Annotated in this window: 15 protein-coding genes; 10 read left to right on the top strand and 5 right to left on the bottom strand. The window is 57.8% G+C overall.

The features are described 5' to 3' along the window. The 3 genes from mutL to ACIQ0Q_RS04315 form a co-directional block, all read left to right on the top strand. A partial coding sequence (gene mutL / locus ACIQ0Q_RS04325) for a DNA mismatch repair protein MutL (protein WP_395771723.1) occupies positions 1 to 1,212 on the top strand: 1,212 nt, incomplete at its 5' end. After that, the gene (locus ACIQ0Q_RS04320; protein ID WP_395771722.1) at positions 1,209 to 2,144 is read left to right on the top strand and encodes a DUF1684 domain-containing protein; all 936 of its coding nucleotides are present in this window, start codon (positions 1,209 to 1,211) and stop codon (positions 2,142 to 2,144) included. The genes mutL and ACIQ0Q_RS04320, both read left to right, overlap by 4 nt. Beyond that, entirely contained in the window at positions 2,141 to 3,028 is an 888-nt protein-coding gene (locus ACIQ0Q_RS04315) for a TraB/GumN family protein (protein WP_395771721.1), read from the top strand. Before ACIQ0Q_RS04320 ends, ACIQ0Q_RS04315 begins: the two co-directional genes overlap by 4 nt. A 2-nt stretch (positions 3,029 to 3,030) precedes the next feature. Here the strand turns inward: ACIQ0Q_RS04315 and ACIQ0Q_RS04310 are convergent, their stop codons facing one another. Together ACIQ0Q_RS04310 and metG are read right to left on the bottom strand one after the other, a co-directional pair. Beyond that, a complete protein-coding gene (locus ACIQ0Q_RS04310) occupies positions 3,031 to 3,441 on the bottom strand; it encodes an RnfABCDGE type electron transport complex subunit B (protein WP_395771720.1) in 411 nt (136 codons plus the stop codon). 2 nt (positions 3,442 to 3,443) lie between these two features. After that, positions 3,444 to 5,519 (bottom strand): methionine--tRNA ligase, encoded by a 2,076-nt coding sequence (metG, locus tag ACIQ0Q_RS04305; RefSeq protein ID WP_395771719.1) that lies wholly within the window; start codon positions 5,517 to 5,519, stop codon positions 3,444 to 3,446. 74 nt (positions 5,520 to 5,593) lie between these two features. On the opposite strand from metG, the gene apbC reads away from it, so the two are divergent. Together apbC and dcd are read left to right on the top strand one after the other, a co-directional pair. After that, the gene (gene apbC / locus ACIQ0Q_RS04300; protein WP_395771718.1) at positions 5,594 to 6,682 is read left to right on the top strand and encodes an iron-sulfur cluster carrier protein ApbC; all 1,089 of its coding nucleotides are present in this window, start codon (positions 5,594 to 5,596) and stop codon (positions 6,680 to 6,682) included. Positions 6,683 to 6,701: 19 nt separating this feature from the next. Continuing rightward, positions 6,702 to 7,271 (top strand): dCTP deaminase, encoded by a 570-nt coding sequence (dcd, locus tag ACIQ0Q_RS04295; RefSeq protein ID WP_395771717.1) that lies wholly within the window; start codon positions 6,702 to 6,704, stop codon positions 7,269 to 7,271. A 22-nt stretch (positions 7,272 to 7,293) separates the two neighbouring features. Here dcd and ACIQ0Q_RS04290 read toward each other — a convergent pair whose 3' ends face one another. Then, positions 7,294 to 7,719, bottom strand: coding sequence for an HIT domain-containing protein (locus ACIQ0Q_RS04290; RefSeq protein WP_395771716.1), 426 nt, complete (start codon positions 7,717 to 7,719; stop codon positions 7,294 to 7,296). A 59-nt stretch (positions 7,720 to 7,778) separates the two neighbouring features. On the opposite strand from ACIQ0Q_RS04290, the gene rimO reads away from it, so the two are divergent. Beyond that, a complete protein-coding gene (rimO, locus tag ACIQ0Q_RS04285) occupies positions 7,779 to 9,119 on the top strand; it encodes a 30S ribosomal protein S12 methylthiotransferase RimO (protein WP_395771715.1) in 1,341 nt (446 codons plus the stop codon). Positions 9,120 to 9,164: 45 nt separating this feature from the next. On the opposite strand, the gene greB is transcribed toward rimO, so the two are convergent. After that, complete coding sequence (gene greB / locus ACIQ0Q_RS04280) at positions 9,165 to 9,665, bottom strand: transcription elongation factor GreB (protein ID WP_395771714.1); 501 nt, start codon at positions 9,663 to 9,665, stop codon at positions 9,165 to 9,167. 89 nt (positions 9,666 to 9,754) lie between these two features. On the opposite strand from greB, the gene ACIQ0Q_RS04275 reads away from it, so the two are divergent. Further along, positions 9,755 to 11,212, top strand: a complete 1,458-nt coding sequence (locus tag ACIQ0Q_RS04275; protein WP_395771713.1) for a transglycosylase SLT domain-containing protein — start codon at positions 9,755 to 9,757, stop codon at positions 11,210 to 11,212. Positions 11,213 to 11,258: 46 nt separating this feature from the next. Here ACIQ0Q_RS04275 and ACIQ0Q_RS04270 read toward each other — a convergent pair whose 3' ends face one another. Next, on the bottom strand, positions 11,259 to 13,295 hold the full coding sequence (locus ACIQ0Q_RS04270) for a 3-hydroxyacyl-CoA dehydrogenase NAD-binding domain-containing protein (RefSeq protein WP_395771712.1): 2,037 nt from the start codon (positions 13,293 to 13,295) through the stop codon (positions 11,259 to 11,261). A gap of 135 nt (positions 13,296 to 13,430) precedes the next feature. On the opposite strand from ACIQ0Q_RS04270, the gene rpoE reads away from it, so the two are divergent. Genes rpoE through ACIQ0Q_RS04255 form a run of 3 tightly spaced genes read left to right on the top strand, consistent with a single transcriptional unit; the run spans position 13,431 to position 15,615 of the window. Beyond that, positions 13,431 to 14,021 (top strand): RNA polymerase sigma factor RpoE, encoded by a 591-nt coding sequence (gene rpoE / locus ACIQ0Q_RS04265; RefSeq protein ID WP_395771711.1) that lies wholly within the window; start codon positions 13,431 to 13,433, stop codon positions 14,019 to 14,021. Beyond that, complete coding sequence (locus tag ACIQ0Q_RS04260) at positions 14,018 to 14,701, top strand: sigma-E factor negative regulatory protein (protein WP_395771710.1); 684 nt, start codon at positions 14,018 to 14,020, stop codon at positions 14,699 to 14,701. Before rpoE ends, ACIQ0Q_RS04260 begins: the two co-directional genes overlap by 4 nt. Beyond that, entirely contained in the window at positions 14,698 to 15,615 is a 918-nt protein-coding gene (locus ACIQ0Q_RS04255; RefSeq protein ID WP_395771709.1) for a MucB/RseB C-terminal domain-containing protein, read from the top strand. The genes ACIQ0Q_RS04260 and ACIQ0Q_RS04255 overlap by 4 nt, the downstream gene beginning before the upstream one ends. The last annotated feature ends 1 nt before the right edge of the window (position 15,616 follow it).

Here is a 15,616-nt window from a genome sequence, read left to right as displayed (position 1 = left end):
GAGCTGCGTATCCGTCACAATGGCAAGGCCTTCAAAACCTACAAAGCGGTGCCGCAGGAGCAACGTCTGCAGCGTATTGCCCAGGTTCTGGGTGAGGCTTTTGCCGGACAATGCCTTGACGTGTCGGCAGAGCATCCGGATATGCTCTTGAGTGGCTGGGTCGGACTTCCGACCGCGGCACGCTCGAGCCCGGATCAGCAGTATTTTTTCGTCAATGGCCGTGCTGTGCGTGACAAGACCGTGGCGCATGCGGTCAAACAGGCCTATGCCGATGTGCTGTATCACGGCCGTTACCCGGCTTTTGTGCTTTTTCTGGATATCGATCCGGCGCGCGTGGATGTCAACGTGCATCCGGCCAAGCATGAAGTACGTTTCCGTGATGGCCGCAGTATTCATGATTTCATTTTCCGCAGTCTGCATCGGCTGATGGCCGATACCCGCGCCGGTGCCATGCAGCAAGAACCTGCAATGCCCGCAAACCAAGGTCAGTCCACGCCTTATATGCCGCCTGCTCAGGGGGCGATATCCTTGCCGGTCCATGAGCAGTTGACCCATTACCGCACTTTATACGGTCATTCCGAATCCTCGTTCCAATCCGAGCCCATGTCGGAACCCAATCCGGAGCGCGCGCCACCGCTCGGTTACGCGCTGGCACAATTGCATGGCGTATTCATTCTGGCGCAGAACGACGCCGGTCTGGTCTTGGTGGACATGCATGCCGCACATGAACGCATCACCTACGAGCAATTGAAAGCCGCCCAAGGCGATGGCGGTATCCGAAGTCAGCCCCTGTTGGTTCCGGTATCGGTGCCCCTGAGCGAAAACGAGGCTATCGCCAGCGAAAGCCTGGCTACGCCGCTGCAGGCATTGGGTTTCGATGTCGTGCGCACCGGACCCCAGTCTGTCAGCGTCCGGGCTGTGCCTTCGCTGCTGGCCGATGTCGATGCCCGCCAGTTGTTCCTTGACGTGCTTTCCGAATTTCGCGAATATGGCGCATCACGCCGGCTTCAGGAAGCGCAGAACGAGCTGCTGTCGACCATGGCCTGTCATGGTTCCGTGCGCGCCAACCGCCGTCTGAGCGTGCCGGAAATGAATGCCCTGCTGCGTGCCATGGAAGCGACCGAGCGTTCCGGGCAGTGTAACCACGGCCGGCCGACCTGGGTTCAACTGAGCCGATCCGAATTAGACCGTTTATTCCTGAGGGGACGATGATGCGTGCATTCACCATAGTGCTAGCCGCGCTGTTGCTGGCCGGTTGCCAGCAGGGTCCGAGTCCGGAGCAGTTGGCTGGGCAGAAATCCGAGAAAATGAAACATTACAGCGATATCCTGCAGTGGCGCACGGAGCGCATTGAACGATTGACCAAACCTGACGGCTGGCTGTCCTTGGTCGGGATGCATTGGTTGCCGAAATCGGGTGTCACCCAGGTCGGTTCCGGTGAAATCAACGGGACGCGGCTTACCGTCGGTCCGGATAAGCTTGGTTTGATTGCCGTCGAAGAAGGCAATCAAGTCTGGCTAGAACCGGAAAGTGGCGTTGCACTCACTATTGATGGTCTGCCAGTCGCGGGTCGGACCAAACTGGTAGCGGATTCCCAGGGTACGGCTACCGTGGTCGGATTCAATGATGGCAAGGCCAGTTTCATCGTCATCGAGCGGGGCGGCAAGCTTGCACTGCGCGTTCGCGATGCCGAGGCCGCGACCCGGATCAAGTTCACCGGAATCGACTATTTTCCCGTGGATAAAGGTTTCCGGTACACCGCAACATTCACCCCGCATGATGCCGGGCGCACCATCGATATCGTCAATGTTATCGGCATGGTCGAACCGATGATGAATCCGGGCACAGTCACCTTCAGTACTGGGAAAAAAACTTTCACTCTGGAGGCCATCGACGAAGGTGATCAGCGCTTGTTTCTGGTGTTCGCCGACCGTACCTCAGGCAAGGAAAGCTATGCCGCGGCCCGTTTTCTGTATGCCGAGTATCCGGGCGCCGATGGCAAAACCGTGGTCGATTTCAATAAAGCGTATAACCCTCCCTGTGCCTATACCCCGTTTTCGACCTGTCCGATGCCACCACCGGAAAACCGGATGGACATGGCGGTAACGGCCGGTGAGAAAAAGCCGCGTAAAATCGCGCCATGATGAAATCTAAGGCTTGGCTTGTGGTTTGCTGCTTGGCGACTGGTTGCGCCTCGGGGACGCCGAGCACGCCGGCGATCTGGAAGGTCAGTGATGCCGATAACAGCGTCTATCTCCTCGGATCCTTCCATGCATTGAAAGCCCAAGACTACCCGCTGTCCGCCCCTGTGTTGAGCGCCTATGCCGATGCCGAACGGCTGGCCTTTGAGATTGCTCCTAACGAATTGCAGTCACCCGATCTTCCGGCAAAAATGCAACAGGCAGCCCAGTTGCCACCTGGACTGAATCTTGAGGAATTATTGCCGCAGGCAGTCTGGCAGCAATTGCAAATGTGGAGCCGCAGTAATCCTGCATTCCCGATCGCCAGTCTGAACCGACTGGAGCCTTGGTATGTGGCGATACTCGTGGTCAATACACAGGCGATGACCCAGGGTTTCGAATCCGGCTTGGGCGTTGATCAGCATTTCATGAATGCCGCAAAACCGGCAGCCAAGCCAAGTATCGGCCTTGAAAAGGTCGCTCAGCAGATTGCTTTGTTCGACGGCATGCCGGCGCAGGCCCAGCAACAGTTGCTAGAGGAAGCTCTGGATGCCAATACAGCGGACAACGCGCATGACCTGGAGAGGCTCCGGTATTTGTGGAAGACCGGCGATGTCGACGGTCTGCAGCGCGAAACGGTCGCACGCATGCGTCGTGAGTATCCTGAGCTATACCAAAGCGTAAACGTAGACCGTAACTACGCCTGGTTACCGCAGGTTCAAGCGATGCTTGATGATGAGGTGAGCGACGATACTATGGTTGTGGTCGGTGCGCTGCATTTATTGGGTGATGATGGACTCGTCCATCTGCTCCGGGAAAAGGGCTACCGTGTCGAGCGCTTGAAATAATCTCAGCGCGATACGATGTCGATGCAGTCGACCGGACACGGAGGAATGCACAGATTGCAGCCGGTACATACTTCGGCGAGCACGGTATGCATCCGTTTTGAGGCGCCGATGATGGCATCGACCGGACAGGCTTGGATGCACTTGGTACAACCGATGCATTCGGCCTCGCGGATGATTACTACGCTATTCGGTAAATACGCGCCATGCCGCGGATTGAGCGGTTTGGCCTCGACTCCGAGCAGCAATGCCAAGGCTTGGATTCCGGCGTCGCCGCCGGGTGGGCACTGGTTGATGTCGGCATGGCCGACGGCAATGGCTTCCGCATAAGGACTGCAGCCGGCATAATCGCATTGCCCGCACTGGGTCTGCGGAAGCAGACTATTGATATCGTCGGCCGTCGGCCTGTTTGCCATGCTTACTTGACCGGATGTCCGGCCTGGGCGCCGTCATCGGCATCAAGCAGGAACAGGCCGTCATCGCCGCCGGCGGACAGGATCATGCCTTCCGAGATGCCGAAACGCATTTTACGGGGCGCCAGATTGGCGATGAATACGACGTTGCGGCCGAGTAATTGTTCCGGTTCGGAGTAGCTGCCCCGAATTCCGGAAAAAATCTGACGTTGCCCGAGATCACCGGCGTCCAGTAGGAAGCGTAGCAGTTTGTCGGAGCCGTCCACGAAACCGCATTCCAGTACTTTACCGATGCGCAGGTCGATCTTGGCGAAATCATCGATGCCGATGGTGCCGGGTGCGTTTTCCACAGCAGCTGCTTTTTTGGGTTCAGCGGTCTTGGCCGGTTTGGTCTCGCCTGCGGGTGTTGCGGCGATAGTTGTATCTTTGGAGGTGTCAATCATGGCTTGAATATTCTTCGGGTCGATGCGGGTGAATAGTGGGCTATAGACGTCAATACGGTGGTTCAGCAAAGGGGTTTTGAAGTCGGCCCAGATTGCAATTGGGGAATTGAGGAAGGATTCTGCCTGCGCGGCAACTTGTGGCAGAATCGGTTTGAGTGCCAGAGCCAAAATGCGGAACAGATTCAATGCCTGCGTGCAGACCCCATGCAGAACGGCAAGTTGCTCGGGGTCTTTGGCAAGAACCCATGGTTTCTGTTCGTCGATATAACGGTTGGCGATATCGGCCAGAGCCATGGTCTGGCGCAGGGCCTGAGCGGTTTCACCCTCGAGATAACTCTGCCGGATAGCGCTGAATTCGGTTTCGAACTGTGAATAGGTGGCGGTGTCCGGAAGGCTGTCTGCCAGCATGCCATCAAAGCGGGTGCTGATGAAGCCGGCACAACGGCTGGCGATATTCACGAATTTTCCGACGACATCGGCATTGACCTTGGCCACGAAATCCTCGAGGTTGAGATCGAGGTCGGCCACGCCAGAGCCGGACTTTCCGGCGAAGTAATAGCGCAGAGCTTCCGGCTGCAGACCGGCATCGAGATAGCTGCGGGCCATCACAAAGGTTCCGCGCGATTTCGACATCTTGGCGCCATTGACGGTCAGGTAGCCGTTTACATGCAGCTTGGTCGGTGCACGGAAACCAGCGCCGTGCAGTACCGCTGGCCAGAATAAGCCATGGAAGTTGACGATGTCCTTGCCCAGAAAGTGGTGCAGCTCAGTTTCGTTGTTCGCGTTGCGGGTCGCATCCAGAAAAGCGTCGAAGTCGAGACCTTCACGCTGGCACAGCGCCTGGAAGCTCGACAAATAACCGATTGGCGCATCCAGCCAGACATAGAAGTATTTGCCGGGCGCATCGGGAATCGCAAAACCGAAGTAGGGTGCATCCCGTGAGATGTCCCAGTCGCGCAGGCCACCGTCCGCATCCAGCCATTCGCGCAATTTGGTTTTGATGCCCTCGTGGGCGATATCCCCGTGCAGCCAGTCGTTTAGGAATTGCGTGTAATCGCCGAGTTTGAAGAAATAGTGTTCAGACTCTTTCAGCACCGGCATGGCGCCCGAGACCACCGAAACCGGATCGATCAACTCGGTCGGTGCGTAGGTCGCACCGCAGTGCTCGCAGTTGTCGCCGTACTGGTCCGCGCTTTTGCAGTTCGGGCAACTGCCCTTGATGTAGCGGTCCGGCAGAAACATTTGTTTTTCCGGATCAAACATCTGGTTGATGATACGCACCGCAATGCTGCCACGTGCCTTCAGTGCGGCATACACGCGCTCGGTAAAAGCCCGATTGTGTGGCGCGTTGGTGGAGTCGTAGTGGTCGAAAACAACGCCGAAGGCCTTAAAGTCAGCCTCATGGCCGGCTTGGATGCCGGCAATGTATTGCTCCGGGCTCAATCCAGCTTTTTCAGCAGCCAACATGATCGGGGTGCCATGCGTGTCGTCGGCGCAAACGAAGTGGGCGGTGCCGCCGGCCAAGCGACGGGCACGCACCCAGATATCGGCTTGGATGTAACCGACCAGATGTCCCAAATGCAGGGGGCCATTGGCGTAGGGCAGGGCGGTGGTAACAAGCGCGGGTAGGATAGACATAATTGAATTATAGGGCTTTGGCGTATAACTGTGGCTTTCCAGTACAATAAGCTTTTGCCCCGAAATCCCCTCGTATGTCCCTCATTGAAGCCGCCATTCGCGCTGAGTTAGCCCAGATTTTCGATCCCGATACCGGACTAGACCTGGTTGCAGGCGCTAATGTGCAGGCCATCGGCGTCGACGGCCTGAACGCCGCTATCGCCCTACAATGGCGCTATCCGGCGCGCTCGGTACACTCGGTAATGATTTCGGCTATCGAATCCCGTCTGAAAAGTGCGCTCGGCGCTCAAGCGGTCGCGGTCAGCATCGACACCCGCATTCCGGCCCACAAGGTCCAAAATGATCTGTCGCCGCTGCCGGGGGTGAAGAACATCATCGCCGTAGCTTCGGGCAAGGGCGGCGTTGGCAAATCCACCACCGCGGTCAATCTGGCCTTGGCTCTGTGTGCTGAAGGCGCTACCGTCGGCATTCTGGACGCGGATATCCATGGCCCCTCGATTCCGATGATGCTCGGAATCAGTGGCAAGCCCGACAGTCTCGACGGTAAGACCGTGGAGCCGAAAATCGCGCATGGCCTGCAGGCGATGTCGATCGGCCTGTTTCTGGGTGAAGATACCCCGACCATCTGGCGCGGCCCGATGACCACCCAATACCTTCAGCAGCTGCTGAGTACCACTCGTTGGCAGAATCTGGACTATCTGATCATCGACCTGCCGCCGGGGACCGGCGATATCCAGCTGACTTTGGCGCAAAGGGTGCCGGTTTCGGCGGCGATTATCGTCACCACACCCCAAGATATTGCTTTAATAGATGCCAAGAAAGCATTGAAAATGTTCGAAAAAGTGGAAGTCCCTGTGCTCGGCATCATCGAAAATATGGCGACCCATATCTGCAGCAACTGCGGTCACGCCGAGGCCATCTTCGGTGAAGGCGGCGGCGCCCGCATGGCCGAACAATATGGCGTTGAACTGCTCGGGCAGCTGCCCTTGGCGCGCCTGATCCGCGAACAGATGGATTCCGGCCAGCCTACCGTGGCCGCCGCCCCCGATTCGTCGGCTGCCGTTGCTTACCGCGGTATTGCCCGCAAGGCTGCCGCCCGGCTTTCGCAGCAGGCCCGCAACAAAAGCATTGGCATTCCCAATATCGTCATCCAAAATACCTGAACCCTTTCCGAGAACCGCTATGAGCATCAAATCCGACCGCTGGATCCGCCGCATGTCCGAACAACACGGCATGATCGAACCGTTCGAGCCCGGACAGGTCAAGACCGCCGCCGATGGCCATCGGATTGTCTCTTACGGCACCTCCAGCTATGGCTACGATGTGCGCTGCGCCCGCGAGTTCAAGATCTTCACCAACATCAACTCGACCATCGTCGATCCGAAAGCCTTCGATCCGACCAGCTTCGTCGATATCGAAGCCGATGTCTGTATCATTCCGCCGAATTCCTTTGCGCTGGCGCGCACGGTCGAGTTCTTCCGCATCCCGCGCGACACCCTGGTGGTGTGCCTGGGCAAGAGCACCTATGCGCGCTGCGGCATCATCGTGAACGTGACCCCGCTGGAGCCCGAGTGGGAAGGCCATGTCACCCTCGAATTCAGCAACACCACACCACTGCCGGCCAAGATCTACGCCGGCGAGGGCGTGGCGCAGATGCTGTTCTTCCAGTCCGACGAAGTCTGCGAGACTTCCTACAAGGACCGCGGCGGCAAATACCAGGGCCAGACCGGTGTGACATTGCCAAAGACTTGATCTCTAAGATCTTGCTCTTTACTTAATTGTTTTGGGATAGGGTCTCTTTTAATCGGCCCAAAACATGCACAAGCTCTGCATCGCAATACGGCTGGCTTTGACCGGAATTCCATACCGGCGCCGGCCAGGCGGCATCGCCGGCATGGCGAAGGATCACATGAATATGCAGCTGCGGTACGACATTGCCTAGCGCTGCGATATTCAACTTTTCGCCATGCGGGAAGGCAGACTGCAGGGCGCGGGAAGCGGCATTGATTTCGGTCTGAAGCTGCAACTGATTTGGAGTGCTCAGGTCAGGCCATTCACGTATATTCGGCACCCGCGGCACCAGAATCAGCCATGGGAAACGGGCGTCATCCATCAGTCCGATGCGGCACAGCGGGGCATCCAGCAGGAAATGAGTGTCCTTGTCGAGGCGCGCATCAAGGCGGAATTCAGGGCTGTTCATCAAGGGCGTGGCCGGGAAACGGTATAATCCAAGTCCCAGTATCCGGTGCCGGTTCCCGCATGTCAAAGTCCAATCCGAAAGTCGGTTTCGTCAGTCTCGGCTGCCCCAAGGCGCTGGTCGATTCCGAACGCATCCTGACCCAGCTGCGTGTGGAAGGCTACGACATCGTTCCGACCTACGATAAGGCGGATGTGGTGGTGGTCAATACCTGCGGCTTCATCGACTCGGCGGTGGAAGAGTCACTCGATGCCATCGGCGAGGCCATGGCCGAGAACGGCAAGGTCATCGTTACGGGGTGTCTCGGCAAGCGCCCGGAACAGATCCGCGAACAGTTCCCGGATGTGCTGTCGATTTCCGGCCCGCAGGATTACAGCACGGTGATGAGCGCGGTGCATGCCGCACTGCCGCCGAAGCACGATCCGTTCATCGATCTGGTGCCGGACTACGGCATCAAACTCACCCCCAAACACTACGCCTACCTGAAGATCTCCGAGGGCTGCAATCACCGTTGCAGTTTCTGCATCATTCCGTCCATGCGTGGCGATCTGGTGTCGCGCCCGATTGACGACGTATTGCGCGAAGCCGAAAAGCTGGTGCGCGGCGGCGTGCAGGAGTTGCTGGTGATTTCGCAGGACACCAGCGCCTACGGCGTGGATGTGCGTTACGCCGAACACCAATGGTGTGATAAAACCTACCAAACCCGGATGAAAGACCTATGTGAAGGGCTTTCCGAATTGGGTGTTTGGTCGCGCTTGCATTATGTGTACCCGTATCCGCATGTGGACGATATCATTCCGCTGATGGCCGACGGCAAGCTCTTGCCGTATCTGGACATCCCGTTCCAGCATGCCAGTCCGCGCATTCTGAAATTGATGAAGCGCCCGGGTGCGGTAGACAAGAACCTCGAGCGCATCCAGAAGTGGCGCGAAATCTGCCCGGACCTGACCATCCGCAGCACCTTCATCGTCGGCTTTCCGGGCGAAACCGAGGACGACTTCGAACAATTGCTCAGCTTCATCGATCAGGCCGAGCTGGACCGCGTTGGCGCCTTTGCCTACTCGCCGGTGGACGGCGCCGCAGCCAATGCGCTGCCCGATGCCGTGCCGGAGGAACTCAAGCAGGAGCGCCTGGCACGCTTCATGGAATTGCAGGCCGAAATCAGCGCCCACAAGCTGCAGCATAAGGTCGGCAGCGTACAGCAGGTGCTGGTCGATTCCCTCGACGGCGAGTTGGCCATTGCGCGCTCGAAAGCCGATGCGCCGGAAATCGACGGACTGGTGCAGATCCAAGACGGCGAACGCATGGGCCTGAAGCCCGGCCAATTCGTCGACGTCACCATCATGGGCGCCGATGAGCACGACCTATTCGCTCTGGTCGATCCCGATAACGCTGATTTCTGAGGAGCTCCCAGCCTCCGGCCTGCGCGCAAGGGAGATAAAGCGGGCTTACTCCTCGTACTGGATGGATATCACCACGAACGAGCTCATTCCCGTCGGCAGTTCGACTTCGAACTCCATTTCCACGGCTTTGTTCAAAGCCGCCCGCGCCAACGGCGAGTCGATGCTGATCCAATTCCGACGCGCATCGGTTTCATCCGGTCCGACGATGCGGTAGCGGCGTAGATTGCCATCCTCGTGTTCCAGTTCGAACCAGGCGCTGAAGAAAATCCGGTCACGCGGGGTTTTGTCCTGTTCGGGCACTTTCAGCACTTCCAGACGTTTGCTCAGATAGCGCACGCGCCTGTCGATTTCGCCCAGTTGTTTCTTGCGGTAGATGTATTCGGCGTTTTCCGACCGGTCGCCTTCTGCGGCGGCGGCGGACAATGCCTTCACCACCTCCGGGCGGCGGACCTGCCAGAGCTCCTGTAGCTCGGCGCGCAGGCGTTCGCGCCCATCATGGGTGATCAGGGCGGTACTGGCTTCGGAGGGCGGTCGCCATCGGCTCATCGGGGATTCATGAAAAATTTATGGAGTCTGCGGCGGGTATGGCTGATAATGCAGTTTGGATAGCATAAAGCATGTGCCAAGGAGTTTTCATGCGGATCAACCCGATGTTCGTCACCATCCTGCTCGCCGGGGCGTTTTCCGGGAGTGCGTTTGCGGCCAAGCCCACCCGTGAAGGCCTACTGTACGGACAGATTGATCAAACCCTGAAAATTTACCAGCAGGCCCGGGATCTTTATGAAACCGGCGATGACAGCCAGCTGGCGGTGATGAACAAGGCCATCGAAGACCTCGAAGACCAGGCCAATCAGTGCTTCAAACTGAAAGCCTGCTCGAAAACCAAAGTCATCAGCGCCTACGAGCAGCTGATCAAGCAATCGGACATGCCGGTTTCCGCGCCGGCCGGCGCAGGCGCCTTGGCGCCTCAAAATATTCCAGCCCTTGGAACCACCATCAAACTCTTGGGCTCGCGGAATCTCGAGTTGTTGACCAAATACAACGAGCCGATGCAGGCTGCCATTGCTAATTGGCTGACGGTCAACCGCGGGTTTTTTCTGGAGTCCTGGGAAAACTACCACTACATGCGCTACCTGATGGCACCGGAGTACGAAAAAGCCGGGCTACCCGAAGCGCTGCTGTTCGGCATGATGACCAAGGAATCCGGCGGCAAGGTGCATTCGGTGTCCAGGGCCGGTGCTGCTGGCCCATTGCAATTCATGCCGGCCACCGGCCGCAGGTTCAAGCTTGATTCGGGCCCGGGCTACGACATGCGCTACGATCCGCAGTTCGCGGCGCGCGCCAATGCCCAGTACATGAATGAGCGCTTCGAAGAACTCAATCGCAGTCTGGAAATGGCCATTGCCGGTTACAACGGCGGAGAAGGCCGGGCCCGGCGCATCTATGGCGAACGTGGCGGTGATTTCTGGCAGGAAAACGTCTATACCGAATGGCCGGCGGAAACCCGCGATTACGTGCCGGCCGTGCTGGCGGCCGCTTGGCTTTTTCTGCATGGTTCCGAGTATGGGTTGACCTATCCGAAACTGGATTACTCACCTGCCAGCCTGACCCTGCAGCGTGCCACCACCATCAACGAACTCACCATCTGTCTGGGCAATCCGCATAATCAGTCCGGCTGGTTCCGTGTCCTGCGCAACCTCAATCCGCATTACGAGCCCGGCCAGTATATTGCGCAGGGCATCGTGCTGCGTGCCCCGAAGAAACTGGTGGCCAGCTACCAGGCCAACTGCGTTGGCGGGTCGCGCAGCGAGCAAGCGAAAATGCTGACCCAGGCGCGCAAGGTTCCGGTGTTCTTCCGGCCGCCGCCGGTGGTACCTGCTGTTACGTCGGAGGGCGAGCTTGCTGTTGTCACTGCCGAGACGGGTCAAAAGCATAATGGCAAGTACATCGTCAAGCCGGGTGAAACCCTGATGATGATTACCCGCACTTTCGAGTGCGACCTGAGCCGTCTGATCAAGGTCAATGATCTCGCTCCGCCGAATTACATCATCCAGCCTGGTCAGGAAATCATGTTGATCGGCTGCAAGAAATAAATAAAAAGCCGACTTTTGCCGGCTTTTTATTTATTCTAGGGTTTAATTACAAAGTGTCCCAGCCGGCCTTTGGCGCGAATCGTGCCCCGTATTTGCTTTCCAGGGATTTCAGTGTGTCCAGCGCCGCGTCACGGCCGATGGCTTTGATGTGTTCGATCGGGCCGCCGCGAAACGGCGCGAAGCCCGTACCGAAAATGACACCGGCATCCAACAGTTCGGCATCGGCGACCACGCCCTGGTGCAGACAGGATACGGCTTCATTGAGCAAAGCGAAGACCAGTCGGTCCTGCAGGTCGTCCGGCGCGGTGTAATCTTTTGGCAGCTCCGGTTTGACCGCCTTGCCGTCGACCCATTTATAAAGACCTTCACCGTCTTTCTTGCCACGCTTGCCGGGCATCACCTGCAGGGTATCGGGCAATGTCTGGCCGTGGAATTCGGCCATGATTTTGCCGACACTGGCAGCAACATCGAGGCCGACCGTATCGACCAGCTCGATCGGTCCCATTGGCATGCCGAAATCGAGTGCTGCTTTGTCGATGGCGCGGCCCGGGATGCCTTCCGAAAAGGCCAGAATCGCTTCCTGCATGTAGGGCGCCAGAATCCGGTTGACCAGAAAGCCAGGGGTTCCGGCGACCGGCACTGGTAGTTTGTCGATGCTTCGGCAGAATGCCGCCAGACGGCGTTCGGTTTCGGCGGCCATGCCAGCATGACGGACGATTTCGACCAAGGGCATCATCGCCACCGGATTGAAGTAATGCAGCCCGGCAAAACGCGATGGCTGTTCGAGCTTGGCACCGAGCGAATCCAGCGCAATCGAGCTTGTATTGGAAACCAAAAGAGCGTCAGGCTTCATCTTCGGTTCCAGTGCCGCATACAGGGCCTGCTTCGCTTCCAGATTTTCGAAGATGGCCTCGATGATCAGGTCGGCTTTTCCTACCCCCTCTCCAGCCACATCCGCCTGCAGACGGGCGCGGATCGCTGCGCGCTTGGTTTCATCCTTCACTTTTTTGGCGAACAGAGCGTCGGCACGCTCAAGTGCCGGTTGAATGTACTGCATTTCGCGGTCCTGCAAGGTCACGTCGAAGCCGCGTAGGGCGCACCATGCGGCGATATCACCGCCCATCACGCCGGCGCCGACCACATGCACGTGAGCAATGCTGTGTTCCTTGCCTCCCAGGGATTTCAGTCGCTCCATCAGGAAGAAGATGCGGGTCAGGTTGCGCGCAGTCGGTCCCTGCGCCAATTTGGCGACCGAGAAGCCTTCCTGTTTCAAGGCGGCGCGTATCGGCATTCCGCCGGAGCGTCGCCAGGTATCAATCAGACTGTAGGGTGCCGGATAATGAGCTTTACGGGCTTTGCGGGACACCTGTTTGGTCAACACGCCGGGGAGAATCTGCCGCGCCAGCCAGCTGTTGCTGAGCCAGGCGGTAGCTTTTTGCTTGAACGGACGATTGACGCCGTGCTCGATGAATTCAACGGCTTTGTTGACCATCAGGTCCGGGGCGGTCACTGCGTCGACCAAGCCTATGGCGCGCGCGGCTTTACCGGAAAGGGCGCGCCCCGTCAGCATCATGTCGAATGCTGCCGGGGCGCCGACCAAGCGGGGAAGTCGAACGCTGCCGCCCCAACCTGGATAAATGCCGAGCTTTACTTCCGGCAATCCGATCCGGGTGCTGGCATCGTCCGACGCGACCCGTGCGCTGCAGGCAAGACTCAGTTCCGTACCGCCACCCATGCAGTGGCCGTGAATCACCGCAACCGACGGGCAGGGCAGTTCGGCGATGCGCTGGAAAATATTCTGACCGTTGCTGATGGCATCGAGTACAGTGCCTTTGGCATCGAATTCGGCAAATTCGGCGATATCGGCACCGGCGATGAAGCCGGCTTTTTTGCTTGAACGGATGATCAGGCCTTTCGGCGGCGCGAATGCCATGCGCTCCAGCAGACCTGCGAGTTCATTGAGCACGGCCTGACACAGGGTATTGACACTGCTGTCCTTGCGCTCGAGGCTGAGAATCAGGATGCCGTCGTTGCGTGCTTCAAGCTGCCAATGCATGGGGGATAGACCACTGAACTGATTCATACATTCGTTTGATTGAAATTGAAGTAAGCTTATCATCACCGTTTTGCGCATATTGGTCAATTATCGGGAACTTTTGCCGCCCGAAAGCGACAAACCCCTAGCCATTGGCTGCAACGATACGGAGATTCCGGCCCGATGGGCGAACACGAAATCGATACCGAGCTGGTACAGCGGGCCCAGAAAGGCGACAAGAGCGCCTTCGACCTGTTGGTCCGGAAATACCAGCACCGGATCGCGGCGGTGGTCAACCGTATCGTGCGTAATCCGACCGCGTGCCAGGATGTGGTTCAGGACAGCTTCATTAAAGCCTACCGTTCTTTGCCCGGATTCCGTGGCGAAAGTCAGTTTTATACATGGATGTACCGGATAGCAGTAAACACTGCCAAGAACCATCTGGCCAGCCAGAAACGCCGCCCCGGCGCCGATGTTGCATTGGAAGATGCGGAGTTCATCGACGGCGGCATCTATGTCCAGAACAACGACACGCCGGAGCATGAACTTTTACGCGAAGAACTTGCCCAAGTCGTCAGCAAGGCCTTGGCCCAATTGCCGGAAGAAATCCGGCAGGCCATTACCCTGCGCGAGATGGAAGGACTTTCCTATGAAGAAATCGCCGAAGTCATGAATTCACCGGTGGGAACCGTGCGTTCCCGCATTTTCCGCGCACGCGAGGCCATCGACGCGCGCCTGCGCCCCCTTTACGAGTCCCAAAGAGTCCGCCCATGAAACCGATCAGCGAAATCGATTTAGAACAACTCAGCGCCTACATTGACGGTGAACTGTCGGATAGCGAACGCCGTTTCTTCCAAAAACGTTTGGCCAATGATGCCGATCTGCGCGCTGCCTGCGAGCGGGCCTGGATTGCATCCTCGGTACTGAAAGCGCAGCCGGTGCAGCTGATGCCAGTCGGCAGCGCCGAGGCCATCTGCGCGCAATGCCAACCCCAGGTCAGCAATCCCCAAACGTCCTGGCGTCTGGCGGCTTCGTTTGCCGCGTTGGCCTTGGTGGCGGGTTTGGCTTACCAGTGGCAGCCCGGTCCGGAGTCTCCAGCCGTCACCGGCACGAGGATTGCCCAACAGAGCCCCATTCAGCCGTCCGTTCAGGGCGCTCCGTCATCAAAGCTCCCGGTGCAGCAGGCGGTAGTGCCCCAGCGAAATGCCAAGGCTCCTGCCTCTGCCATCCCTTCGTCTGCTCAGCTGGCAGCAGTCGATGACCTGACCCGTTTCGAGCTTAATGAATCGACACGCTCTGTGTCCTGGCCGAAACGCGATCATGGCATTGACGATTACCTGGCCCGTCATAATCAAATGACCGGTAGCAACACCGGCAACGATCTCATTTCCTATGCGCAGATGCTGTCTGTCCCGGAAGTCGAGGTCACAGAAGCCAGCGAGGAAAGTCAATGAGGCCACTGCGTTTACTAGTGCTTCTGCTGATACTGACACCGGTCGGCGTGCATGCCGAAGACGGTGGTTGGCTCGAAAGCAGTAAACAATGGGTGCAGCAGCTCTGGCGTGACGATTCCTCAGAGTGGCTGGGTCGCATCAATAGTGCGGTTGCCAGCCATCATTACAAAGGCGTGCTGGTGTTGGTACAAGGTACCGACATTAATACCTTGGCGGTAGAGCACCGTATGGACAATGGTGTGGAAAGTCTGCGCATGCGAACTTTATCTGGAGCACCACGCGAGCTGGTCAAAAAGGGGAGCAAGATCCAAAGCAACAGTCTCGGTGGCTCCGTGCAATCGTTCTCCTCAGCGGTATCCGGCCAGATTACTTTCAGCCATTTTGCCCATGCCGCCGGCAATAAATCCTATAAAACGCGTCTTGCCGAAAAAGCCCGTGTTGCCGGACGGGCGACCCAGGTCATCGATATTAAGGCTGAGGATGTCTGGAGATATAGCTATCGTCTTTGGCTTGATACCGAGACCGGATTGCCGCTTAAGGTAATCACCCTCGACGAGCGTGGCTATACCGTCGATCAATTCGTATTCACGCAGATTGAGATCACGCCGGTATCTGAAAAATCTAAAGCGTCGAGGACGCCGCAGACCCGTGAAATCAAATCCCCATTCAGGCAGGTCAAAGGCTTCCGTGTCATTGCCACTGAAAGCCGGGCCGGATCCACCCATTATCTGTTCAGCGACGGTTTGGCCAGTATTTCTTTGTATGTGGAACCCTCCAAACAGAAGGGAAAAGCCCAGATGCGCCGGGATGGCGTCAACGGTCTGATGCTTGGCGATGGCAGCACCCGCTATGTCGCCATGGGTAAAGTGCCGGTCGCCACCCTTGAAGAAATCTTGGCGCAGACCCACCCTTGAA

Origin of the sequence: Arenimonas sp. (genome assembly GCF_044348765.1) — a bacterium.
In the GTDB taxonomy this organism is placed as follows: Bacteria; Pseudomonadota; Gammaproteobacteria; order Xanthomonadales; family Xanthomonadaceae; genus Arenimonas.
The sequence above is the reverse complement of the archived record's forward strand: the minus strand, read 5'-3'. Positions and strand labels throughout refer to the sequence as shown.

Coding starts and splice junctions, on each gene's coding strand:
- ACIQ0Q_RS04320 (WP_395771722.1), top strand. CDS start 1,209: ATGATGCGTGCATTCACCATAGTGCTAGCCGCGCTGTTGCTGGCCGGT.
- ACIQ0Q_RS04315 (WP_395771721.1), top strand. CDS start 2,141: ATGATGAAATCTAAGGCTTGGCTTGTGGTTTGCTGCTTGGCGACTGGT.
- ACIQ0Q_RS04310 (WP_395771720.1), bottom strand. CDS start 3,441: ATGGCAAACAGGCCGACGGCCGACGATATCAATAGTCTGCTTCCGCAG.
- metG (WP_395771719.1), bottom strand. CDS start 5,519: ATGTCTATCCTACCCGCGCTTGTTACCACCGCCCTGCCCTACGCCAAT.
- apbC (WP_395771718.1), top strand. CDS start 5,594: ATGTCCCTCATTGAAGCCGCCATTCGCGCTGAGTTAGCCCAGATTTTC.
- dcd (WP_395771717.1), top strand. CDS start 6,702: ATGAGCATCAAATCCGACCGCTGGATCCGCCGCATGTCCGAACAACAC.
- ACIQ0Q_RS04290 (WP_395771716.1), bottom strand. CDS start 7,719: ATGAACAGCCCTGAATTCCGCCTTGATGCGCGCCTCGACAAGGACACT.
- rimO (WP_395771715.1), top strand. CDS start 7,779: ATGTCAAAGTCCAATCCGAAAGTCGGTTTCGTCAGTCTCGGCTGCCCC.
- greB (WP_395771714.1), bottom strand. CDS start 9,665: ATGAGCCGATGGCGACCGCCCTCCGAAGCCAGTACCGCCCTGATCACC.
- ACIQ0Q_RS04275 (WP_395771713.1), top strand. CDS start 9,755: ATGCGGATCAACCCGATGTTCGTCACCATCCTGCTCGCCGGGGCGTTT.
- ACIQ0Q_RS04270 (WP_395771712.1), bottom strand. CDS start 13,295: ATGAATCAGTTCAGTGGTCTATCCCCCATGCATTGGCAGCTTGAAGCA.
- rpoE (WP_395771711.1), top strand. CDS start 13,431: ATGGGCGAACACGAAATCGATACCGAGCTGGTACAGCGGGCCCAGAAA.
- ACIQ0Q_RS04260 (WP_395771710.1), top strand. CDS start 14,018: ATGAAACCGATCAGCGAAATCGATTTAGAACAACTCAGCGCCTACATT.
- ACIQ0Q_RS04255 (WP_395771709.1), top strand. CDS start 14,698: ATGAGGCCACTGCGTTTACTAGTGCTTCTGCTGATACTGACACCGGTC.